The sequence below is a fragment of the Aquibium sp. ELW1220 genome (assembly GCF_030398385.1).
GTDB lineage: Bacteria > Pseudomonadota > Alphaproteobacteria > Rhizobiales > Rhizobiaceae > Aquibium.
In genome coordinates, this window is the sequence record NZ_JAOAOQ010000026.1 from 53,443 (window position 1) to 76,117 (window position 22,675).

20 protein-coding genes and 1 other RNA gene are annotated in these 22,675 nt (G+C 66.8%); 9 read left to right on the forward strand and 12 right to left on the reverse strand.

Features of this window, described 5'->3' with window-relative positions; translation table 11 throughout:
• Window positions 1-99 precede the first annotated feature (99 nt).
• Window positions 100-2,865: an ABC transporter transmembrane domain-containing protein gene (locus tag N1F91_RS20770; RefSeq protein WP_289995105.1), complete on the forward strand. Its 2,766-nt coding sequence runs from the start codon at window positions 100-102 to the stop codon at window positions 2,863-2,865.
• 13 nt (window positions 2,866-2,878) lie between these two features.
• On the forward strand, window positions 2,879-3,337 hold the full coding sequence (locus N1F91_RS20775) for a cyclic nucleotide-binding domain-containing protein (protein WP_289995106.1): 459 nt from the start codon (window positions 2,879-2,881) through the stop codon (window positions 3,335-3,337).
• Window positions 3,338-3,853: 516 nt separating this feature from the next.
• Here the strand turns inward: N1F91_RS20775 and N1F91_RS20780 are convergent.
• Both N1F91_RS20780 and N1F91_RS20785 read right to left on the reverse strand, forming a co-directional pair.
• Entirely contained in the window at window positions 3,854-4,372 is a 519-nt protein-coding gene (locus N1F91_RS20780) for an OmpA family protein (protein WP_289995107.1), read from the reverse strand.
• Window positions 4,373-4,383: 11 nt separating this feature from the next.
• Window positions 4,384-5,034 (reverse strand): L,D-transpeptidase, encoded by a 651-nt coding sequence (locus tag N1F91_RS20785; RefSeq protein WP_289995108.1) that lies wholly within the window; start codon window positions 5,032-5,034, stop codon window positions 4,384-4,386.
• A gap of 229 nt (window positions 5,035-5,263) precedes the next feature.
• Between N1F91_RS20785 and N1F91_RS20790 the strand changes: the two genes are divergently transcribed.
• Window positions 5,264-6,139, forward strand: coding sequence for a dienelactone hydrolase family protein (locus tag N1F91_RS20790; RefSeq protein ID WP_289995110.1), 876 nt, complete (start codon window positions 5,264-5,266; stop codon window positions 6,137-6,139).
• Window positions 6,140-6,157: 18 nt separating this feature from the next.
• Here the strand turns inward: N1F91_RS20790 and N1F91_RS20795 are convergent, their stop codons facing one another.
• The 3 genes from N1F91_RS20795 to N1F91_RS20805 form a co-directional block, all read right to left on the reverse strand.
• Window positions 6,158-6,361, reverse strand: a complete 204-nt coding sequence (locus N1F91_RS20795; protein ID WP_289995113.1) for a hypothetical protein — start codon at window positions 6,359-6,361, stop codon at window positions 6,158-6,160.
• Between the two features lie 174 nt (window positions 6,362-6,535).
• A complete protein-coding gene (locus N1F91_RS20800; RefSeq protein WP_289995116.1) occupies window positions 6,536-8,164 on the reverse strand; it encodes a chloride channel protein in 1,629 nt (542 codons plus the stop codon).
• Between the two features lie 22 nt (window positions 8,165-8,186).
• Window positions 8,187-8,669, reverse strand: a complete 483-nt coding sequence (locus N1F91_RS20805; protein ID WP_289995118.1) for a thioesterase family protein — start codon at window positions 8,667-8,669, stop codon at window positions 8,187-8,189.
• A 130-nt stretch (window positions 8,670-8,799) separates the two neighbouring features.
• On the opposite strand from N1F91_RS20805, the gene N1F91_RS20810 reads away from it, so the two are divergent.
• From N1F91_RS20810 to N1F91_RS20830, 5 genes are all read left to right on the forward strand, one after another.
• Window positions 8,800-10,209, forward strand: a complete 1,410-nt coding sequence (locus N1F91_RS20810; RefSeq protein WP_289995120.1) for an FAD-linked oxidase C-terminal domain-containing protein — start codon at window positions 8,800-8,802, stop codon at window positions 10,207-10,209.
• Window positions 10,210-10,349: 140 nt separating this feature from the next.
• Window positions 10,350-11,798 carry a cytochrome ubiquinol oxidase subunit I gene (locus tag N1F91_RS20815; RefSeq protein WP_289995121.1) on the forward strand — a complete coding sequence of 483 codons (1,449 nt, stop codon included), beginning with the start codon at window positions 10,350-10,352 and terminating at the stop codon, window positions 11,796-11,798.
• A gap of 17 nt (window positions 11,799-11,815) precedes the next feature.
• Window positions 11,816-12,829: a cytochrome d ubiquinol oxidase subunit II gene (cydB, locus tag N1F91_RS20820; protein WP_289995144.1), complete on the forward strand. Its 1,014-nt coding sequence runs from the start codon at window positions 11,816-11,818 to the stop codon at window positions 12,827-12,829.
• Window positions 12,829-12,981 carry a DUF2474 family protein gene (locus N1F91_RS20825; protein WP_289995122.1) on the forward strand — a complete coding sequence of 51 codons (153 nt, stop codon included), beginning with the start codon at window positions 12,829-12,831 and terminating at the stop codon, window positions 12,979-12,981. Before cydB ends, N1F91_RS20825 begins: the two co-directional genes overlap by 1 nt.
• Window positions 12,982-13,112: 131 nt before the next feature.
• Complete coding sequence (locus N1F91_RS20830) at window positions 13,113-16,817, forward strand: AsmA family protein (RefSeq protein ID WP_289995145.1); 3,705 nt, start codon at window positions 13,113-13,115, stop codon at window positions 16,815-16,817.
• 20 nt (window positions 16,818-16,837) lie between these two features.
• Here N1F91_RS20830 and N1F91_RS20835 read toward each other — a convergent pair whose 3' ends face one another.
• The 4 genes from N1F91_RS20835 to ssrA all read right to left on the reverse strand — a co-directional run bounded on the left by N1F91_RS20835 (window position 16,838) and on the right by ssrA (window position 18,356).
• Entirely contained in the window at window positions 16,838-17,068 is a 231-nt protein-coding gene (locus N1F91_RS20835) for a ribbon-helix-helix domain-containing protein (protein WP_289995146.1), read from the reverse strand.
• A complete protein-coding gene (locus N1F91_RS20840) occupies window positions 17,065-17,256 on the reverse strand; it encodes a DUF4169 family protein (RefSeq protein WP_289995124.1) in 192 nt (63 codons plus the stop codon). Before N1F91_RS20840 ends, N1F91_RS20835 begins: the two co-directional genes overlap by 4 nt.
• A gap of 12 nt (window positions 17,257-17,268) precedes the next feature.
• Window positions 17,269-17,799, reverse strand: a complete 531-nt coding sequence (locus N1F91_RS20845) for an SspB family protein (RefSeq protein ID WP_289995125.1) — start codon at window positions 17,797-17,799, stop codon at window positions 17,269-17,271.
• A 198-nt stretch (window positions 17,800-17,997) separates the two neighbouring features.
• Window positions 17,998-18,356: a transfer-messenger RNA gene (ssrA, locus tag N1F91_RS20850) on the reverse strand.
• Between the two features lie 159 nt (window positions 18,357-18,515).
• Between ssrA and N1F91_RS20855 the strand changes: the two genes are divergently transcribed.
• Window positions 18,516-18,824, forward strand: coding sequence for a DUF2853 family protein (locus N1F91_RS20855; RefSeq protein WP_289995126.1), 309 nt, complete (start codon window positions 18,516-18,518; stop codon window positions 18,822-18,824).
• Between the two features lie 55 nt (window positions 18,825-18,879).
• Here N1F91_RS20855 and gpt read toward each other — a convergent pair whose 3' ends face one another.
• The 3 genes from gpt to N1F91_RS20870 form a co-directional block, all read right to left on the reverse strand.
• Window positions 18,880-19,377 (reverse strand): xanthine phosphoribosyltransferase, encoded by a 498-nt coding sequence (gpt, locus tag N1F91_RS20860; protein ID WP_289995128.1) that lies wholly within the window; start codon window positions 19,375-19,377, stop codon window positions 18,880-18,882.
• A gap of 79 nt (window positions 19,378-19,456) precedes the next feature.
• Window positions 19,457-20,644, reverse strand: coding sequence for an MFS transporter (locus N1F91_RS20865; protein WP_289995129.1), 1,188 nt, complete (start codon window positions 20,642-20,644; stop codon window positions 19,457-19,459).
• Between the two features lie 152 nt (window positions 20,645-20,796).
• Window positions 20,797-22,260, reverse strand: coding sequence for a DEAD/DEAH box helicase (locus tag N1F91_RS20870; RefSeq protein WP_289995148.1), 1,464 nt, complete (start codon window positions 22,258-22,260; stop codon window positions 20,797-20,799).
• Window positions 22,261-22,675: the final 415 nt, after the last annotated feature.

The following is a 22,675-nucleotide window of genomic DNA, read 5'->3' on the forward strand; positions in this document are numbered from 1 at the left end:
GTTGGCGCGGAAGGGTTTTTTCCGCACCCAGTTGAACTCGCCCGGCCAACGTGCACAGTAGGGCGACGTAGCGAGTTGGCGAGGGGGTCGCCGTCGGCTTTGGAACGCAACCTACTCAAATTCATCTGGAAGAACTCGCGGCTGAAGCAGGTCTGGCTGCTCTTCGTGATCATCGCGTCGATGCCGTTCTACTTCCTGTCGCTGGAGCTGCCCAAGCAGATCATCAACGGCCCGATTCAGGGCCGCAATTTCGACGCGATCGATGCGACGCAGCCCTTTCTGCGGCTGACGCTGCCCTATGGGGAGGCGATGTTCGGCCGCGAGATCGAACTGTTCGGGGGCCTGCAGCTCGACCGCATCGAGATGCTGTTTGCGCTGTGCATCCTGTTCATGGGCTTCGTGTTCCTGAACGGCTGGTTCAAGCTCTACACCAACACCTACAAGGGCAAGCTCGGCGAGGAGGTGCTGCGCCAGCTCCGTTACACGCTGCTCGACCGCGTGCTGCGCTACCGGGTGGCACGGTTCCGCAACCTCAAGGGCGCGGAAGTGGCGTCGGTGATCAAGGACGAGGTGGAGCCGCTCGGCGAATTCGTCGGCGACGCCTATTCGCTGCCGCTGTTCCTCGGCGGCCAGGCCATCACCGGCCTGCTCTTCCTGTTCCTGCAGAGCGTCTATTTCGGCCTTCTGACGATCGCCATCGTCGCCTTCCAGATCTGGCTCATCCCGAGGATGCGCCGCAAGCTGATCCTGCTGGGGCGTCAGCGCCAGATCCAGGCGCGCAAGCTCGCGGGTCAGGTCGCCGAGACGGTGGACATGGCGCCCGACATCCATGTCAACGACATGTCGAACTATACGCGCGCGCGCCACTACGGCCTGCTGCAGAACATCCTCGACATCCGCTTCGAGCTCTACCAGCGGAAGTTCACGGTCAAGTACGTCAACAACCTGTTGATGCAGTTCCTGTCGTTCCTGTTCTACCTGATCGGCGGTTATTTCGTGATCACCGGACGGCTCGACATCGGCCAGCTCGTTGCCGTCATCGCCGCCTACAAGGACCTGCCGGGACCGATCAAGGGACTGATCGACTACGACCAGATCCGCCTCATGAACGAGGCGCGCTACGAGCAGACGATCGATTCCTTCCGCGACGACGGCCTGATCGCGCCCGAGTTGCAGACCATGCCGCCGCAGGCGGTGCCGCGACTGGAGAAGGGCTACGACCTGGATCACGTCAAGCTCGACGACGAGACGGGTCGGACCGTTCTGGAGAACGTGCGCCTCCACATCAAGCCGGGCGACCGCATGGCCATCGTTACCCGAGGCGATGATGCGGCACGGACGGCGGCGAGCGTCTTTGCCGGCGCGCTGGTGCGGCTGGTCCTGCCGGCGGCCGGAACCATCCTGCTCGATGGGAAGGCGATCGACGATCACCCGGAGAGCCTGACCGGCCGGCGCATCGGATACGCAGACGGCAACACCTATTTCCCGGCCGGAACCATCAGGGACAACCTGCTGATGGTGCTGAAGAATCGCCCTACCGACGAGAGCCAGCGCGGGTCCACCGCGAAGCGGCCGACGACCGCCGGCATGCTGAACCACGTGCCTCCCTCGGCCGATTCGGAGTGGATCGACTACGAGGATCTGGGAGTCGGTGGGAAAGCCGGCCTCGACGCGCATGTCGCGCGCGTGCTGGAGGTCGCCGGCCTGACCCGGCAGATCCAGGACCTCGGCCTGCGCGGCACCGTCGACCCGGCGAAGAACAAGGAATTCGCCGACAAGATCGTCGAGGTCCGGCACGAGTTCCGCGAGAACGCCGCCTCGCTCGGCGTGGAGGGCATCGTCCAGTCCTTCCACCCGGAGCTCTACAATTCGCAGGCGACCGTCGGCGAGAACCTGCTGTTCGGCACGGCGCTCGACCCCGCCTGGGCACCGAACGAACTGCCGCGCAACCCGACGATCCTGGCGATCCTGGAGCGCAACGGCCTGCGGTCGGCGTTCCAGGAGATGGGCCAGCGGATCGCCGAGGCGCGGATCGAACTGTTCGGCGACCTGGCGCCCGACTCCAAGATCTTCGAGACGGTGGCCGACGTCACCTATGAGGAGATCGTCAGGCTGAAGGAGATCGTCGGCCGGCTGAAGATGGCCGAGCGGCAGGAGCCGCAACGGCAGGAGGCTGCGCCCAAGGGCAAGAAGGGTCCGCAGAAGCTCTCGGACCGGGACGAGGTGTTCCGCCTCGCCTTCGACTATTGCGAGGCGCAGAGCCGCTTCGGCGTTCTGGACGCCGAGACCGAGGCCAAGATTCTCGCCGCTCGAAACGACCTGCGCGGCGAGATCGGTGGTATGGCCGAGGCGCCGGTCTTCTTTCACGATCCGGATCGCTACAACCCGACCGCATCCGTGCTCGACAACATCCTTCTCGGCCGCGTCTCCTCGACGGTGGTCGACGGCAAGGAAAAGGTGCTGGCCGCAGTCCAGGAACTGGTGGCGCGCACCGGCATCTCGGACGGACTGCTGCAGGCCGGCCTGAGCTTCGAGATGGGCAACGGCGGACGTCGCCTTTCCGACCAGCAGCGCCAGAAGCTCCACGTGGCACGCGCGCTGCTCAAGAAGCCGGACATCATCGTCTTCAACGAGGTGCTCGGCGCCATGGATGCGGCCGGGCGTCGCGAGATCATGACGCGGCTGATCGATGGCCCCCTGCAGGACGAGCCGGATTTCCGTCCCGGTTTCGTGGTCGTGCTGCTTGACGACGATCTTGCGGAACGGTTCGATCGCGTGCTGACTTATTCCAACGGCGGCTTCGTCGAGACGGAGCGCAAGGCCGACGAACCGCAGCCGCATGCGATTGCTGACGCCGCGAAATGAGGGAACATCTCCGATGAGCACGCTCAAGGACGAAGTCGAGGTTCTTCGAAAGATCCCGCTGTTCGCAGCAATGGATCCGTCCAAGCTCAAGCTTCTCGCCTATGCTTCAGACAAGGTCGAATATGAGGACGGCCAGCTGCTGTTCCGCCAGGGCGATCAGGGCGACGCCGCCTTCATCGTGCTGAGCGGTGTCGCCGACATCGTGTCGGAGACGGGCGGGACGGAGGTGGTCGTGGCGCAACTGCGCGACCATGCGCTGGTGGGCGAGATGTCGGTGTTCTGCGACATTCCCCGCTCGGCGACGGTGCGCGCCAACGGCAGGCTCGTGGCGCTGAAGATCGGCAAGGGCTATCTGCTCGACCTGATCAAGGAGTTCCCGGAACTGGCGACACGGATCATCCGCGAACTCGCTTTCCGCCTGGCCAAGACGACCGCCGACCTCGCCGCCAGCGAGCGCGCCGCCCGCCATTGAGGCGCGCGAAGGCGCCGGATGCCGACCGAAGCGGAGACCGCCCCCGCCGCGCCGCGTCATCCCGGACCGGCGTCCGGGCGCAGCGCAGGACGGCGTATCCGGAACGCCTCTGCGACGGCTCTGGAGGGTCGCTGCATCCGCCGATCGCCCCCTTCTCTTTCGTCATCCCGGGCGAAGCCGGAGCGGAGCGGAGGCGCAGACCCGGGATCCATACCTCGGCAGTCGCCGAAAAGCGGGACGACGCCGACAACCCGGTCGCTTCCTTCTCCACCGTCTCGCTCGACGACCGGCACCGAGGCATGGATCCCGGATACGTCGTCCTCCGCTTCGCTCGGACGCCGTTCCGGGATGACGAAGGTAAGGGGCGCCCCGGCATGCTCTTCCGTCGGCCAGGACGACGAAGCCGGCCGCGCGCGTTTCCTCTCCCCCCGTCGGCGGGAGCGGTGGCCCGGGCGAAGCCTGGGACGGTGAGGGGCTAGGCGCGGACCACTGCGAAGGAGGCAGCGGCCGGCCGCTTCAGGCCGCGCCGTCCTTCTCTTCGCGCAGGTTGGAAATCACCCGACGATTCTGCACCCGGCAGGCCGTGTCGGTGCAATCGCGCACGACACGTTCCTTGCCATAGCCCTTCGCCCAGAGGCGGTTGGCATCGATGCCGCCGGCGATCATGTAGTTCATCACGGCTTCGGCGCGCCGGCGCGACAGGTCGTTCATCACCGCGTCGCCGCCCGGATCGTCGGCGAAGCCCTGCAGCTTGACCAGCCAGCGGGGGTGTTTCTTCAGCCAGGCGATCTGGTTGTCGATCGTGGTCTTGGCGACTGGGTCGAGGGCGGCCGATCCTTCGGTGAAATAGGTCCGGCGGCCGACGTTGAGGATGAAGTCCTCTTCCGATCCCGGCTGCATGTTGGCGAAGCCGGCGGCCGGCGCATTGGTGACGTCCGGCACCGGCGGCTCGAGCGCTGTCGTCGAGCAACCGGCCATCGCCAGCGCGAAGGCTCCGAGCGCAAATGCGCGAAGGCTGTGCATCCTCAGTGTCATCGGAGTCTCGCTCAGCCTTTCTTCGGCGCGTTGTCTGCAATGTGCGGAAGCACCTGCACCGCCGTCCCGATCGGGCAGCGCTGATAGAGATCCATCACGTCCTCGTTGAACATGCGGATGCAGCCCGACGATGCGTCGGTCCCGATGCTCCAAGGCTCGAGCGTCCCATGGAAGCGGTAGCCGGTGTCGGTACCATCGCGATAGAGATAGAGGGCGCGAGGCCCGAGCGGATTGTCCGGCGCACCGCCCTCGACATATTGCGGCAGACCGGGCTTGCGGGCGTGCATCTCGGGTGGCGGCGTCCAGCGCGGCCAGAGCGCCTTGCGGGCGACGTTCGCGCGGCCGTACCACTTGAAGCCGTCCTTGCCGACACCCACGCCGTAGCGCACCGCCGTCTGGTTCTCGACGATGAGGTAGAGGAAGTGGTGCATCGTGTCGACGACGACCGTGCCGGCCGGTTCGGACGAATAGTACTTCACGATCTGGCGCCGCCACGCCGGATCGATGGCCTCGAAATTGGTGCGCTTCCACGTGACGTCGTTGTCGACCGCGGTGCCTGCGAACCAGGATTTTTTGGCTGCGGCCGCGGCTGGACCGCCAACCGCCATTCCAGCGGCCAGGGCCGATCCTCCGGCCAGAAGATCACGACGCGTGAACTCCATTTCCCATTTCCTCCGACTGTTGACGTGGCGGAACTATAGAGGAGAAACGGCCGGCCTCCAATATGACGCACTTCACAGTCGCGACTTCCCCGCCCCGTTCTTTTTTCTGAACGGGACAGGCGTTCCCTGTCGGCAGACGCGCGCGAAGGCCGATCAAGCAGCCGTGATTCGACCCGCCCTCCAGTCCTTCCTAGCCTTCGCGTCGCAAACGGATGTGGAGGAGACACGCATGTCGGACATGAAGATCACCCAGGCGATGATCGACGCCTATGACGAATACACCCATCTGACGCTCGATCGGCGGGGCTTCATGGCCAAGCTCTCCAGGCTGGCCGGTTCCGGCGCGGCGGCGGCAGCGATCGCGCCGATGCTGGCCGCCAGTTCGGCGAGGGCCGCGATGGTGGCGCCCGACGACGGACGGCTGGTCGCCGAAGACATCGCCTATCCCGGCGCGGACGGGGAGATGAAGGGCTATCTGGCCCGTCCGGCCGATGCGACGGGCAAGCTGCCCGCTGTCATCGTCATCCATGAGAACCGGGGTCTCAATCCGCACATCCGCGACGTCGCGCGACGGATGGCGCTGGAGGGTTTCGTCGCGCTCGCGCCCGACTATCTCTCGCCGCTCGGCGGCACGCCCGAAGACGAGGAAAAGGCGCGCGGGATGTTTAGCCAGCTCAACCGCGCGGCAGTCGCCGCCAACGGCGTCGCGACGGTGACATTCCTGGAAGAGCACGACCTCACCAATGGCAAGGTCGGGGCCATGGGCTTCTGCTGGGGCGGTGGTGCGGTCAACGAACTGGCCGTCGCATCGCCCGCGCTCGACGCCGGCGTCGCCTATTATGGAAGGCAGGCCGATGCTGCGGACGTGGCGAAGATCGAAGCGCCTCTGCTCCTGCACTATGCGGGCCAGGACGAGCGCATCAATGCCGGCATCGACGCTTACAGGGCAGCGCTCGAATCGGCCGGAAAGGCCTTCACCATCCACATCTACGAAGGCGTCCAGCACGCGTTCAACAACGACACGTCGCAAGCCCGCTATGATGCGGCCGCGGCGAATCTGGCGTGGGAGCGTACGGTAGCGTTCTTCCGGGAACACCTCGCCTGAGTGCATCCGGCGCGCTGGTCAGTCCACCGTTTGCAGGCGCGCCGCCCGCTCTCGCCGCAGGGTTGCACGCAGCCGCAGAATATCGATCGGTACGGGTTCGCCACGCTTCGTGGTGGCATATATCTCGTCGTTGAGATCGCGCAGGGCACGCCAGAAATCATAGTCCGTCGCAAGCGGACTCTGCGCGAGACGACGCGACAGACGCTTGATATCGCTCGTCATTTCAGACCCCCGCCTTTGACTCGCTACGCTCGACATAGTTGACGGATACGCCCGTGAGATCAACCGTCTCGTGCAGTCACACCGCGTCGTCAGCGGAGGATGGTTAACAGACGATCGGGCTCTTGAGTGAGAAAAAGACACCGGAACATGGCGGCGTACAAGGCAAAGAATCGCTCAGCGATGTTCTTCGACCGACGATTGCACCAGCGCCCGGTTGAAGTGCTGGAGCGCGGTCAGATGGCTGGCCCATCCGACAATGGTCTGATCGCTCGACGGATCGACGACGGGCAGTCGGTCGAAGCCGCCGACGTCGAAGGCGCGCAGCGCGGTGGCCAACGTGTCGGTGGGGCGTAGCGCCGGTCCACGACCGCCATCCGGGAATTCCGGTGACGCGCCGTCGCCGAGCGGTTCCATGAAATCCATGACCCTTGCATTGGCGCCAATCGGCTTGTGCGGTCCCTCACGCAGGTCGAGCCCGCGCAGGCGCAGCTGCCACTGGAACCACGAGTAACCGTGCAGCGCCTGGACGATGCCCTGCGCCACGGCCACCGTGAGCAGGAGCGCGATGGAGAGGCGGTATCCGCCAGTGAGTTCGAAGACGATCATGGCGGTGGAGATCGGCGCGCCGAAGACGGCTCCGGCTACCGCGCCCATCCCCAGGATCGCATAGAGGCCGCCGCTGGAAGCGAGGTCGGGAAAGACCGACTGGGCAAGGGACCCGAAGGCGGCACCCGTCAGGCCGCCCACGACGAGCGCCGGCGAGAATATGCCTCCGCCGAAGCGCGATCCGAGCGTGATCGCCGTCGTGACCGTCTTGACGATGATGAGCGTCAGCATCAGCCCGAGCGACAGTTGTCCCGACAGGGCGAGGTTTGTGGTCTCGTAGCCCACTCCGAGCACCTGCGGGAAGGCGAGGCCGATCAGGCCGACGACTGCGCCGCCGATCGCCGGGCGCAGCCAGAGCGGCACGTCGACATGGCGCGCGCCGTCGTCTGCGATCCGCAGGGCGAGCTGGAACAGCAGCGCGACAGCAGCGCAGACGATGCCGAGCAGGACGAAGGCCGGGAACTCGAAATAGGAGACGACGGCGTAATCCGGCATGGTGAACGCCGCGTCCGGGCCGAACCATTGTCGCGAGATCAGGCTGCCTGCGGTCGCCGCGAGCATGATCGGGACGAAGGAGCGCAACGCATAGTGCCCAAGAACCACCTCGTGTGCGAAGAGCACCCCCGCGAAGGGGGCGTTGAAGGAGGCGGCCACCGCGCTCGCCACGCCGGCCGACAGGAGCGTTCGGCGGCACCATTCCGGCAGCGCCGCACGCCGGGCGATCGCTTCGCCCAGCGTGGCGCCGAGATGGACGATCGGGCCTTCGCGCCCCGCGCTGCCACCGCCGCCGACCGTGATGGCCGAAACGAGCGCCGACCAGAGGCCGTCGCGAAGGCCGAGCGTGCGGCCGGAATAGGCGCGCGCCTCGATGACGTCCGCGACACCGCCCGCCCGGCGCGACGAGATCCGGTGCAGGAGGATGCCGACGGCGAGTCCCGCGATCAGGGGGCCGAGCGGAACGAGCCACCAGGCAGCGGAACGCGCCGCGGTGAGCGTGTTCTCGGATGACGAGCCGATCCAGAGCAGCTGGATCAGGCCGATCAGTTCGCGAAACAGCACCGCAACGACGCCAGCCGCGAAGCCGACGAGGAGCGCCAGCGCCCACAGGACATGCTGCCGCTCTGCCCTGAAATCGCGCAGGTTGGCTCCGAGCCAGCCGAGCCGGCCCGTCAGGTGCGATCGCAGGCGCGCCAGCATCTGAGCCGGTTCCGTGCGGCGATCAGGGCTTGCGGCGGATGCCGATCGACCGCCCGGCGCGCTCGGGCATCGGCAGAGTGCCGTGGGCGACCGCCATCGTCTCGACCCGTTCCATGATGTCTGCGGGGAAGGGCGCCACCTTCGGCCCGCCCATGTCGATGTGCAGCGTCAGGGTCTCGGAAGTCGCTGCGAGCCATCCGTCCACGTGGCGGATCTCCTGGTAGGACCGCAGCCGCTTCTCGTCATGATCGATCAGCTGGAACGTACCTTCCACCCTGTCGCCCAGATGCAGTTCCCGGACGTAGCAGACATGGACCTCGGCGGTGTAGATCGTCAGCCGGCGAGAGGCGGCGTAGTCCGGTCCCATGCCCATGAGCGCGAAGGCCTCGTCGGCGCAGCGGTCGAACAAGACGTTGTAGTAGGCCATGTTCAGATGGCCGTTGTAATCGATCCAGCTCTCCTCGATGTCCATCGTGCTGGAAAGGAACGGAGCGCTGACGGTCATGGCGGAATCCTTGCTGCGGATGGCTTGATCGAGATGATGGACGGTTTAAGCATGCGCCAGCGGCGCCGTCCGGCGCCAACAGATGAAGCAAGCAGGCGCCGATCACAAGCCTGCCAGGGAGGAGCAACGGATGGCATTGGCTGATCTCGTGCGCATGGACCGCAACGAAAGCGGTATCGCGACCGCAATCGACATCCTGAAGCAGCGTTTCGGAGAAAGTCTCGCGACGGGCAGGGCGATCCGCGAGCAGCACGCGCACACGACGACCTACCTCCCGGCCCAGGCGCCCGACGCCGTCGTGTTCGCGCGGCGGACGGAAGACGTCCAGGACGTCGTGCGGGTCTGCGCCGAGCATCGCGTGCCCGTCATCCCGTTCGGCACGGGCACGTCGCTCGAGGGACAGGTGAACGCGCCGGCCGGCGGCATTTCGGTCGACCTGTCGGGCATGGACCGGATCCTTGCGGTCAATGCCGAGGACCTCGACTGCGTCATCGAGCCGGGCGTCACCCGCGAGGCGCTAAACACCCATCTGCGCGACACCGGCCTGTTCTTCCCGATCGATCCGGGCGCCAATGCAAGCCTCGGCGGCATGGCCTCGACCCGCGCCTCGGGCACCAATGCGGTGCGCTACGGCACCATGCGCGACAATGTGCTGGCGCTGACGGCGGTGATGGCCGACGGCCGCGCGATCACGACGGCCACGCGCGCTCGCAAGACCTCCGCCGGCTACGACCTGACGCGGCTCCTCGTCGGCTCGGAGGGGACGCTGGGCATCATAACGTCCCTGACTCTGCGCCTGCAGGGCATTCCCCAGGCGATCGCGGGGGGCGTATGCCCGTTTCCGAGCGTCGAAGCCGCCTGCAATGCCGTCATCGCCACGATCCAGATGGGCATCCCCGTGGCGCGGATCGAACTCGTCAACCAGTTGCAGATGCAGGCGATCAACGCCTATGCGAAGCTCGCCTACCCCGAGAGCCCCTGCCTGTTCCTGGAGTTTCACGGCACCGATGCCGGTGTCGCGGAGCAGTCCGAACTGTTCGGCGAGATCGCGACGGAGTTCGGCGGCGGCCCCTTCCTGTGGACCCGCGAGGCGGAGGAGCGGACGCGGCTGTGGAGCGCCAGGCACAATGCCTACCACTCCGTCAAGGCGCTCCGTCCCGGCTACCAGGCGGTGGCCACCGACGTCTGCGTTCCGATCTCGCGGCTCGCGGAATGCATCGTCGAGACCGAGCGGGACATTGCCGAGGTGGGTCTCGTCGCGCCGATCGTCGGTCATGTCGGCGACGGCAACTTCCATGTCTCGCCGCTCATCGACGCCAATGACCCGCGCGACATCGAAAAACTCGAAGCCTTCATCGCGCGGCTGAACACGCGCGCGCTCGCCATGGACGGCACCTGCACCGGCGAGCACGGCATCGGCCAGGGCAAGATGGGCTTCCTGGAGAAGGAACTGGGTGCCGGTGTCGACGTCATGCGCGCGATCAAGCGCGCGCTCGACCCGCTGAACATCATGAACCCGGGCAAGATCTTCAGCCTGTGACGGCATCGGTGGCGCATGACGCGCGGCGGTGCAGTCCATATGACGCACCGCCGGCAGGTTGTCCCGTGGCGGCAGGCGGATACATAGGAGCCTAACGCAGCGAAAGAGGAGGCCTCGCGCCCGCGAGGCTCAAGGCTCCGATGTTCGATCATGCCGACGCGGTTCTCCTGGCTCGTATCCAGTTCGCCTTCACGGTCTCCTTCCATTTTCTCTTCCCGGCCTTCACCATCGGGCTGGCCAGCTATCTCGCCGTCCTGAACGGCCTCTGGCTCGCCGGCTACGGGCAGGTCTACCGGGTCCTGTTCGACTACTGGAAGAAGATCTTCGCGCTGGTCTTCGCCATGGGCGTCGTCTCCGGCATCGTCATGAGCTACCAGTTCGGCACCAACTGGAGCGTCTTCTCCGACAAGGCCGGCCCGGTGATCGGCGCGCCGATGGCCTATGAAGTGCTGTCGGCCTTCTTCCTGGAGGCGGGCTTCCTCGGCATCATGCTGTTCGGTCGCGAGCGCGTCGGCAATGCGCTGCACATGGTGGCGACCGCGGTCGTCGCCGTCGGCACGCTGCTCTCGGCCTTCTGGATCCTGTCGGTGAATTCCTGGATGCATACGCCGGCGGGTTTCACGATCGACGCCGTCACGGGACAGTTCATGCCCACCAACTTCTGGGAATCGATCTTCAATCCGTCCTTCCCCTACAGGCTCGTCCACACGGTGACGGCCGCCTACCTGACCACAGCCTTCATCGTCGGCGGCGTCGGCGCCTGGCACCTGCTTCGCCACACTGCAGGCGACAATCCCGGCGCGCGGCGGATGTTCTCCATGGCGATGTGGATGGCGGCCATCGTGGCGCCGATCCAGGTCTTCATCGGCGACCTGCACGGGCTCAACACCATGGAGCACCAGCCGCAGAAGGTGATGGCGATGGAGGGCCATTACGAGAGCCATCCAGACGGCTGGGCGCCGCTGTACCTGTTCGGCATCCCGAACGACGAGGAACAGCGCCTCGACTATGCCTTCGGCATTCCCGGCCTTTCCTCGCTGATCCTCAACCACAGCCTCACGGCGCCGCTGGCGGGCCTCGACACGATTCCCGATGACGAGCAGCCGCCGGTCGGGATCGTCTTCTGGTCGTTCCGCATCATGGTCGGGCTCGGTCTGCTGATGGTCGCCGTCGGCGGCTGGTCGCTGGTCGCCCGCTGGCGGGGCACCCTCTTCACCAGCCGCCCGCTGCACCGCTTCGCGGTCGTGATGGGTCCGTCGGGACTGGTCGCGGTGCTAGCCGGCTGGGTCACCACGGAGGTCGGCCGCCAGCCCTACACGATCTGGGGCCATCTGCGGACGGCCGATTCGGCAGCACCACTCGACGCCTCCGCTGTCGGCGTCTCGCTCATGGCCTTCGTCATCGTCTATTTCATCGTCTTCGGCGCCGGCACGTTCTACGTGCTGCGGCTGATGGCCAAGGCGCCGATCACCGGCGGCCCCGACGACTGGGAGACGCGGGCACCGATCCGCACGGCGGGCATCGCCCCCGGGCCTGCGCAAGGCACGCCGACTGACCACGGCCCCAGGATCGAAGAGGAGGCACGCTGATGGAATTCGGTCTCGGCGTGAATGTCGACCTGACGGTTGTCTGGGCCTTCCTGATCGCCTTCGCGGTCTTCGCCTATGTCGTGCTCGACGGTTTCGACCTGGGGCTCGGCATGCTGTTTGCGGTGGCGCCCGAGAAGCGCGACCGCGACGTGATGATGAATTCGGTGGCGCCCGTCTGGGACGGCAACGAGACCTGGCTCGTGCTCGGCGGGGGAGGGCTGTTCGCCGCCTTTCCGCTCGCCTACGCGCTGGTACTGCCGGCCCTCTACGCGCCGATCATCGCCATGCTGCTGGCGTTGATCTTCCGCGGCGTCGCCTTCGAGTTCCGCTGGCGCACCGAGCGCTGGCGCGGCGTCTGGGATTTCGCCTTCATCTCGGGCTCCGCCATGGCCTCCTTCTCGCAGGGTGTGGCACTCGGCGCGCTGCTCCAGGGCATCGACGTCGACATGACGACGCGCAGCTATGCGGGCGGCTGGTTCGACTGGCTGACGCCATTCTCCGTCGTCACCGGCATCGCCGTCATGACCGGCTACTGCCTGCTCGGTGCGACCTGGCTGGTGATGAAGACGGAGGGAGACCTGCAGGACCGCATGCGGCGCCTTGCATGGCCCTTCGGCCTCGTCACGCTTGGCTTCATCGGCATCGTCAGCCTGTGGACGCCGTTCCTGCAGGACGGCTACTACAATCGCTGGTTCACCGGCTGGGGCATCGTGCTGGCGGTTTTCGTCGGCGCCGCCGTTCTGTTCGTCGCCTGGCGGATGTTCAACAGCCTGACCGTTCACCGCCACGAGTATCGCCCCTTCCTGCAGGCGATCACGCTCTTCGCGCTCTGCTTCGTCGGGCTCGGTATCGCCATGTGGCCCTATGTCGTTCCGGTGGAGGTGACGATCTGGGATGCCGCCGCACCCGAGAAGAGCCAGGTCTTCATGCTGATCGGCGCCGTGGTGCTGATTCCGCTGATCCTGGGCTATACCGCCTATGCCTACTGGATCTTCCGCGGCAAGATCGATCCGGACGCGGGCTATCACTGATGGCGGGACAGATACCGCGACACCAGGCGGGCGAACGGCTCCCGCCACGCGCCTGGGGCGTTCGGGTAGCCTGGTTCATCGGCATCTGGCTGGCAAGCATCGCCTCGCTCGGGGCTGTCGCCTGGATCATCCGCTTCTGGCTGGTCGGCTGACGCCTCGGCCACTGCGGCTGTTGCCCTGTTGCCGTCGCCACTTTATGGCCATGCGGATAAGAGTAGACTGACGCACGAACACCGTTACGCAACGTCATGCGGGAGGCCAGACACTGGCACGTCTCTTCGTCATCTTCGGCGGCCTCGTCGTGCTTGCACTCGTCGTTGCGCTGGTCGGTCCCTATCTCGTCAACTGGACCGGCTACCGGACCGGTTTCGAGCGGGAGGCGAGCCGTATCCTTGGCCGCACCGTCACCGTCCAGGGCGACGTCAGGGCGCGCCTGCTGCCGTTTCCGTCCGTCACCTTCGGCGACGTCCGCGTCGCCGGCGCGGATCCGGCCCAGCCGTCGATGACGATCGAGGAATTCTCGATGGACGCCGAACTCGCGCCCTTCATGCGCGGCGAACTCCTGATCTTCGACATGCGGCTCGTGCGGCCGGAGGCCGTTTTCAACGTCGACGCGGACGGCTCGATCGACTGGGCGTCGCGTCCCTCGAACATGCTGGACCCATCGCAGATCCGCCTCGAGAAGGTGAGGGTGACCGAAGGCAAGGTTACCCTGACGCATGCCACCAGCGGGCGCACCCACAGGCTGACCGAGATCAACGCCGAGATCTCGGCCGCGACGCTGGCCGGACCGTGGCGCATGGAGGGCTCGCTGCGGCTGGACGGCATGCGCACCGCCGTCTCCGTCTCCACCGGAACCGTCACGCCGGAAGGCGGGATGAGGGTGAGGCTCCGCGCCGCGCCCGAACGCTACCCCGTCGACGTGGAAGCGGATGGCCTCGCGCGGATCGAGAAGGCCGCCGGCCTCTATACGGGCACCTTCAGGCTGAACGCCCGCAATGCGGCAGCGCCGGTACCCGCCGCCGCCGAGGGTCAGGAGGCCAGGCCGGGCATCGCCGACTATCGCTTCTCGGGCCGCTTCGCTCTCGACCATCGCCGCCTCGACGTCCCGGAGTTCCGCATCGAAACCGGCCCGCGTGACAATCCCTATACTGCGGATGGAACGGCGCTGTTCCATCTTGGCGCCGATCCGCGCTTCCTGGTGCAGGCCACGGGCGCGCAGGTTCGCTTCGAGGATGCGGTCGCCGCTGCGCCTGCGTTTTCCGGTGCGACCTTCGCGCAGCGTTTTGCCGCGCTGAAGGCGTTCCTGCAGGATCTGCCGAGGCCCACGATCCCCGGAACGATCGATCTCGACCTGCCGGCGATCGTGGCGGGCGACACGACCATCCGCGACGTGCGGCTCTCGGCCGAGCCGGCGGCGACGGGCTGGACGGTCGAGAAATTGTCGGCGACGCTGCCGGGCCGCACCACTCTGGAGGCCAATGGCCGGCTCGACCTGAACGAGGACTTCGGCTTCAAGGGCAAGCTGCTGCTCGCCGTGGCGCAGCCGTCGGGATTCGCAGCCTGGGTGGCCCGCGACGTGGACGATGCCATCCGCCGTCTGCCGGGGGCCGGATTCTCCGCCGACGTGGCGCTGGGCGAGATACGGCAGAGCTTTCGCGATGTCGAACTGGTGCTCGGCGACACGCGCTTCGAAGGGTCGCTCGAACGCGTGGTGCGCGAGGCGCTGCGCCCGGCGATGATCGCAAAGCTTCGTGGCAAGGCCCTCGACGTCGACGGCCTCTCGGCCTTCGCGTCGCTGTTCATAAGCGATACCGGCGTGACGCATTTCGGCGGCCATGACATCGATTTCGACCTCGATGCGGGACCTGTCCGGCTTGCCGGCCTGACGGCGGACACGATCGACGTCGCCATGCGGCTGCGCGAGGACGAACTGGAAGTCGACAGGCTAGCGATCACCGGCCTGGCAGGCGCCAACATCAGTGCGACGGCCAGCGTCGCCGGCATCGGTGACGACCCGTCGGGCAAGATCGACGCATCCGTGCTCGCCGCCGACCTCGGGCCGCTGATCGAACTTCTGGCCGAGCGCCTCCCGGAAAGCCCCGTGGCGCAGGGTATCGTGCAACGTGCCCGGTCCTTCCCCGAGATGTCGCGCGACGCAGCGATCGACGTCGTGGCCACCGTTGCCCGGAAGAACGACGGCGCCGACCTTTCGCTGACGGCGAAGGGCCAGACCGGAGGCAACACCTTCGCCCTGCAGGCCCGTGCCGATGGCTATGACGGCGATCTCGGCAAGGCCCGCCTCGGCGTCGACCTGAGCGTCGAGGCGACCGACAGCGCGCAGCTTCTGTCCCTCTACGGCCTCCCCGCCTATGATCTCGGCGTCACCTCCGAAGGGACGACGACGCTTTCGTTGTCCGGTGTTCCGGCCGACGGCGCCGAACTGGCGCTCACGCTGATCGCGCCCTCGGCCGCCGCGCGCTTCGAGGGCACTCTGCGCCGGTCGGAAGAAGGAGCGGGCGTCGCCTATGGGGCCGAGGGCTCTGCCCGGATTTCTGCAACCGACCTCGAGCCCTGGCTGATGACCACCGGGACCATGCTGCCCGGAATGGGCATCGGCCTGCCTGTCGAACTGACGGCCGAAGCCGCCATCGGGCCCGACTCGCTGCGTCTCGCGCGTCTTGAGGGCACGGTGGCCGGCATGGCGCTGTCCGGCGACCTCGAGACGACATGGCCGCAGGGCACGCCGCATTTCGAAGGCAGCCTGCAGCTCGCGAGTCTCGATATCGCCAATGCGGCGGCGCTCGTGCTGGGCGAGGATGCCCTGCAGGCGGAGGGCGAAGGCTGGCCGTCGGCGCCGTTCACGGAAACCCTGCGCCTGCCCTTCACGGCGCAGCTCGCGCTCACCGTCGATGCCCTCGACGCCGACTTCCGCCCGCTGGCAGACGATGTCTCCTTCTCGGCCAGCCTCGATCGCGAAGGGTTGCGGGTCTCGAACCTGACCGGCCGCATGCTGGGCGGCAGCGTCAAGGCTCTGGCCGAGATTTCCAACAATGGCGGGACAGGCCTCCTCTCCGGGCAGATTTCCGTCTCGGACGCCGAGGCCGCCGCAGTGCTTGGTGCCGACGACGTCGGGGGCCGCGCCGACATCAGCGCGACGGTGACGGCGAGCGGCAAGTCGGTCGAGGCGCTCGTCGCCTCGCTCGCGGGATCGGGCACCGCCCGCTTCCGCGATCTGGTTCTTCCCGGCGTCGATCCCCGCGCGCTGGGCGGCATTCTGGCCAAGGCAGACGAGATCGGCCGCGACATCGATGACGGGAAGGTCGCGGCCTTTGCCGCGGACATAGCTTCGGCCGGGCGTTTTACCGCGCGCGACGTCGAAGTGCCGTTCACGATTGCGACCGGTTCGGTGCGGACGCCTGCCTTCTTCCTCGAGACCGACGGCGCCACGATGTCCGTGGAAGTGCAGGCGAACCTGACCACGGACGAGATTCAGGCTTCGGCCGATATCGACTACGATGCCGGACTGGACGCGCTGGTCGGGTCGGAGCCCTCTCTGGGCATGACCGTGCAGGGGTCCTTTGGCGAGACGACTGCCAGCTTCGACACGGCGCCGCTGACACAGTACCTGACCCAGCGCGCGCTGGAACGCGAACAGGCACGGGTCGAGGCCATGCAGGCAGGCCTCCTCGAACGGCAGAGGTTGCGGCGCGAAGTGCGTTACTACGCCGCCCTGGCCGACGATACTGCCCGCCGGCGCCAGGAGGCCGCCGAGCAGGCCGCCCGGGAGGCGGAGAGGGTAAGGGCCGAGGAGGAGCGTGCGCGCGAACGGGCGGCTGCGGCGTCGCCGCTCGAACCGGAAGCGGCCGCGAGCGAAGCGGTCGTGCCGCCGTTGCCAACCCGGGCGCAGCGTCCCGCCCCGCCCGCGCTTGAGTTCAGCCTCGACGCGATCGGCAGGATTCTCGAAGACCTGCCGGAGCGGCCCTGATCGCGGCGGCATGTGAGGCTTCAGCCTGCCCGCCCGGCGTGATCCTTCAGCCAGGACAGCACGTGGATGCGCAGCGCCGACGACAGGTTCGTCAGTCGCGGACGCGCCTCGTCGATCTCGCCGACGAGAGCCGCAAGCGAAATTCCGCGCGTTGCCGCGATCGTCTGAAGTTCGTCGAGGAACGGCTGTTCGAGCGAGAAGCTGGTGCGATGGCCGCGGATCGTCACCGAGCGCTTGAGCTGCACCGTCAGGGCGTCCCGTCGGGCCCGTCGCGCCGGTGGCCGTCGAGCAGCGCCGCGCCGCGCTGCCGTTCCGCCTCGTCCGCCTTGCGGTCGGACTTGCTGCGTCCGTGCAACGCGCGGTTCTCTGCCGCGACGCGGTCCTTCTCGGCGCGGGCGGTGCGCTTGCGGAAAAGCCGCAGGTTCACGACCTCGCCCATCGCCGCGTCAGCTCATTTCTTGCGGAAGGCGTCGAGCGAAACGACCTGCGCGCTCTTGGCGGCGTCGTCGTCGCCTTCCGCCGACGTCGCCGCAGCGGCGTCCGGCTTGAGCCGCTCTGTCCGGCGGGTTGGCGTGGGCAGGGCGGGCGGCGCTTCCTCGATGGCTGCGGTCTCGGCCGCCGGCTCCGCCTTCACGTCGAATTCCAGCTCGAAGTTGACCGACGGATCGTAGAAGCCGCGCACGGCTGCGAACGGCACTTCCAGCTTCTCCGGAACGTCGGAGAAGGAGAGGCCGATCTCGAAGCCGGTCTCCGTCACCTTCAGGTCCCAGAACTGGTACTGCAGCACGATTGTCATCTGCTCGGGGTAGCGCTCGCGCAGACGCGTCGACACGCGCACGCCGGGCGCGCCGGTCAGGAAGGTGATGAAGAAGTGGTGGTTGCCGGGAAGGCCGGTCCGCGCGACTTCGCTCAGCACCTTGCGCATGACGCCGCGGAGGGCCTCCTGGGCGAGAATGTCGTAGCGTATGTGGTCGTCGGACATGAGGTTCCGTCTGGCGTGAGTCTCGATCCGCGTAGATGTAATGAAGCCGGGCGCGCGCGTAAACCGAATTAGGACCCCAAGCGACAATCGTTACCGCATCCGCCTTGGCAAAACGTCCCTTCCGCGAAGGCAGGCAAGCCCAGGCCGGCAAAGGCCACGCGGTCTGCGGAAGTCGCGAAAACGTAGAGAAAGGAGGAAAGTGGAGGTTTCTGTTGCCAGGTACCTCCGAACCCCGCCTAGAAGTGCGAACCCCTAGGACTTGAATTGAAGCTGTCGCGCTGCTTACGCGGCGAGACGTGCTTCCGCATAGTTGTCGTTTGCAACTACATTTTTAGCCCGATGACGGTGGTACCATGCCGAGCGAAAGTTCGATCTTTACACCCTCGTCGATCCTATTTCGCCCCCATCAGAAACCGCTCTCGCGAGCCAGCGGCTTGTGGTGGAGGCGCCGGGTACCGCCCCCGGGTCCGAAAGGCTTATTCCATCGTCCGTTTATCGCCGTAGTCAGACAAGCTGACGAACCGAATATAGGGAGATGCGCTGCCGATTGAAAGGCCATCGGCCATTGACAAGGCGAGATTCAACGCGGAAGTTCTTCCTGTGCGGCGGGAGGCTTCTATACTCGCAGAGCAGGGCGGGAAGGAATATCCGGCATGCATACCCGGCATTTCGCGCGCGGGTTGCAGGATCAGTCAATGACGAGGGGGAAGACGTCCATGGCCGACTATTTCGCAGACGTGAAGAAATACGACGCGAGCGCCGACGAGGCGAAGGTCGCGAAAATCGTCAGGCATCTCGGCATCGCGCTCCGGAACCGCGATTCCTCGATGGTGTCATGCAGCGACCCGAAGGAACTCGCGCGGGTGCAGGAGAAATGGTGCGCCAAGAAGTTCGGCGTGGCCGAAGAACCTGGAATGACTGCCATCGAGGCAACGTGTGCGGCGATGAAGGGCGACAACTCGAAGAGCCGCGTCACGTTCTATTATCTGGTGGCCAAGGAACTCGGCAAGCTCGACGCACTCTGACGTCCGAAGCGGACGGTACCGGCCGCGCAGGCAAGGCGCCTGCGCCGGTCGTGCTTCAGCCCTGGTGGTCTTCCGCGATCGGCCGCTGGTAGGTGAAGCCCATGTCCCAGGGAAAATAGATCCAGGTGTCCTGCGACACCTCCGTGACGAAGGTGTCGACAAGCGGCCGGCCCTTTGGCTTGGCGTAGACCGTGGCGAAATGCGCCTTCGGCATCATGGCGCGCACGATGGCCGCAGTCTTGCCGGTGTCGGTCAGGTCGTCGACGATCAGCACGTTCTCGCCGTCGTTTTCCAGCAGCGCCGGGGTCACTTCCTTCAGCACGGACAGTTCGCCCTGCGAGGTGTAGTCGTGATACGAGGCGATCGAGACCGTCTCGATCACACGGATACCCAGTTCACGCGAGATGATCGCCGCAGGCACGAGGCCGCCGCGGGTGATGCAGACGATCGCCTTCCACTTGCCGTTGGCCCCCGCCAGCCGCCAGGCGAGCGCGCGTGCGTCGCGGTGGAACTGGTCCCAGGACACCGGAAAGGCCTTTTCGGGAAGAGACATCGTCGGGCTCGCGCTTGGGAAAGATGCGTGGCTAAAGCGCAAACCGCGCCGAAACGCAAGAGCCGCCGCCCGTCGGCGTTCAGGGGCGGGCGTCGCGGGCCTTCAGGTAGACGGCGACCGACAGCGCGAGCGCCAGCGCATAGAAGGCAAACAGTGTCTGGTAAGCGACGACCGGTTCGCCGGGCACGGTCGCCCCGGTCACCACCGCGCCCGTGGCGAACTGCATGACGCCGACGCCGCCGATTGAGAAGAAGTTCATCAGCGTCACGCCGCGGCCGATCAGATGCGCCGGCACGAAGGCACGGGCATGCGCCATCAGCAGGCCGTAACTCGCGCCGGACACGCCGATGAGCACCAGGAGGATCGTGGCGATCGCCAGCGAAGCCTGCGGCATCAGGGCAAGGGCGCAGATTGCGGCGACGCTGATCGTGTTGCCCACGACCGCGACCCATTTGCGGGTCCTGAAGACCGTATCGAGCGGGCCGTAGAGGAAGCTGCCGGCGACCATCGCGAAGGCCATGAACAGCGTGACGTTGCCGATCACCAGCGAATCGGCGCCGTAGACATCGGTGAGATAGGGGCCGGCCCAGAGGCCGCGGATGCCGACTGCCGGCGCGTAGTTGATCGCCGTCAGCGGGATGATCGGCCACAGCACCCGGAGTCTGAGCAGTTCAGCGAACCCGCCGAAGCCTACTCCGGCCGCCGGTTCGTCGGGAGACCGTTCCGGGTCCCGTACGAAAACGAACAGCGCCAGCGCGACCAGCAGCGTCAGTCCGGCGATGGCCAGTATTACCGGCCGCCAGCCGAAGCTATCGGCGGCCGCGGCAAGAGGGGTCGCGCCGAAGACGTTGCCGAGCGAACCGAGCGCGACGAACCACGAGGTGGCCACCGCGAAGCGCGCCGCCTTGAAGGTCTTGGCGAAGATGAACAGCGAAGCCATCAGCACCGGCGCGCAGCCGATACCGATCAGCGTCATGGCGATCACCAGCATGAAGGGCGTCGTCGCGAGACCGAAGACCACCGCACCGCCGCCGCCGCCGATCGCCAGCATCACGGCCGCGGTGCGCCGTGGGCCGAACCGGTCGAGCGACACGCCGACGGCGAACTGCATGAGCGCGAAGGCAATGAACCAGGCGCCGGAGGCCTGCGAAAAATCCGCCTTGGTCGCGCCAAGCTCTGCTTCGAGGACCGGCGTCAGGACCGCGAGGAAGGACCGGTAGAACTGGGAAAGGAAATAGGCGAAGGCGAGCGCCGTGATTCCGGCCATCGTCTGATCCCGAATGCGAGGAGCGGCGAGCACCGCGGACGTCTTCCATCAGGAAGACCGTGTCGCCGGCCTACGCGCTGCACGCGCTTCGGGCAATTGCCAGTCCGCTGGTCACACATGGACCAGCGGACCGTCGTCTCGATCGTGGAGGCTCAGGCTGCCTTGGCGGCACCGCCGCCATTGCCGCGACGCCGCCGGCGACGCGGCTGGCCGTTGCGCTCGTCGGCACGACCCGCTTCATGATGGGCTCCGGCCGGCTTGCCGCCGGCGCGCTGCGGCGCCTGGCCGGAACGCGCGGGACGACCCTGGGGCTTGCCCTGCGGCCGGCCCTGACGCTCGGACCGCTCCGGACGCGAACCGGCCGGCAGGGGCTTCTGGAACGGGTCGGGCTGGCCGGTGTGGTCGGCAACGAGGGGGATTGCCTTGCGGATCACCTTCTCGACCGCGCGCAGCTTCGACACTTCCTCGGGATCGCACAGCGTCACCGACTTGCCGCCGAGACCGTTGCGGCCGGTACGGCCGATGCGGTGGACATAGGTCTCCGGCTCGTCCGGCAGGTCGTAGTTCACGACCAGCGAGATGCCCGGCACGTCGATGCCGCGCGCGGCGATGTCGGTCGCCACCAGGATCTTCACCGAACCGTCGCGAAAACCGTTCAGCGCGCGCTGGCGGGCGTTCTGCGACTTGTTGCCGTGGATCACGTCGGCCGCGAAGCCGTCCTGCTCGAGCTGACGCGTCACCTTGTCGGCACCATGCTTGGTGCGGGCGAAGATGATGACCGGCCCGTCGCCTTCGGCGCGCAGGATGTCGGCCAGCACGTTGCGCTTCTGCTTGGTACGCGCCTTGACGAGGCCCTGGGTGATTTCGGCCACGGTCGTGCTCTGCGGCGCGACCGAGACGCGGATCGGGTCCTTCATCAGGCCCATGGCGAGCTTCTCGATCTCGTCCGGCATCGTGGCCGAGAAGAGAGTCGTCTGGCGATCGGGATGGGTGGCGCGGGCGAGCTTCTTGACGTCGTTGATGAAGCCCATGTCGAGCATGCGATCCGCCTCGTCCAGGACGAGCCAGCGCGTCTGGTCGAGCTTGACGTCGCCCTCGCGGACGAGGTCGACGAGCCGGCCCGGCGTCGCGATCAGGATGTCGACGCCGTCCCGCAGGCGTTTCACCTGCATGTTGCGCGACACGCCGCCGAGCACCTGGCAGGTGGTGATGTGCATGCCCTTCGACAGCAGGCGGATGGCCTCGTCGATCTGGACGGCGAGTTCGCGCGTCGGTGCAAGGATCAGCGCATGCGGGCACTTGGGACGGCGCTTGGCGCCGAGCGCCACGATGCGGGTGAGGATCGGCAGCGCGAAGGCCGCCGTCTTGCCAGAGCCCGTCTGGGCGATGCCCAGCACGTCGCGACCGGCGAGATAGTGCGGGATCGCCTGCGTCTGGATCGGCTTCGGCGTGGTGAGGCCGGCGGCCAGCGTGCCCTTGAGGAGGGCGCCGGTGATGCCGAGGGCTTCAAAGCCGTTGTCGGCTTCGGGAGTGGTCTGAAGGGTCAAGATCGTCTCTTTCGGCGGGCGACGCCCGCACTGCGGCCCGGCGGGCGCAACCTGCCGTGGCACTCTTATTGTTTGAACGACGAGGCGGCGCGCCCGAAACGGGCTGTGGCCGGCTGCGCTGTCGTTACCGCGGGCCGTATGCCAGCGGAGTTACCCTCGCCACCTGACCGTCGATCTCCGGAGAGACACGAGCCGATGAAGGGGAAGGCCAGACGCAACCAGGTCGATTTCCGACGAACCGGCAGTGCCGGCCCAAGCGCCTGTTGCGGCATATGGGCGATAACGCCCGACAATGCAAGGACATTCGGCACGGGACATTCGGGGAGGCACGGCGATCGGAGCCCGTGCGGAAGGCCGGCGACGCGGCAACGGGCGCCGCCGGCTCGTGTCATTCGCCCGAAGACAGGACCAGCACGGCCTGTTCCCGGGGTGCGCCGCCGACCGAGGTCAAGAACGCTGCGGCGATGAAGAGGATACTCACGAT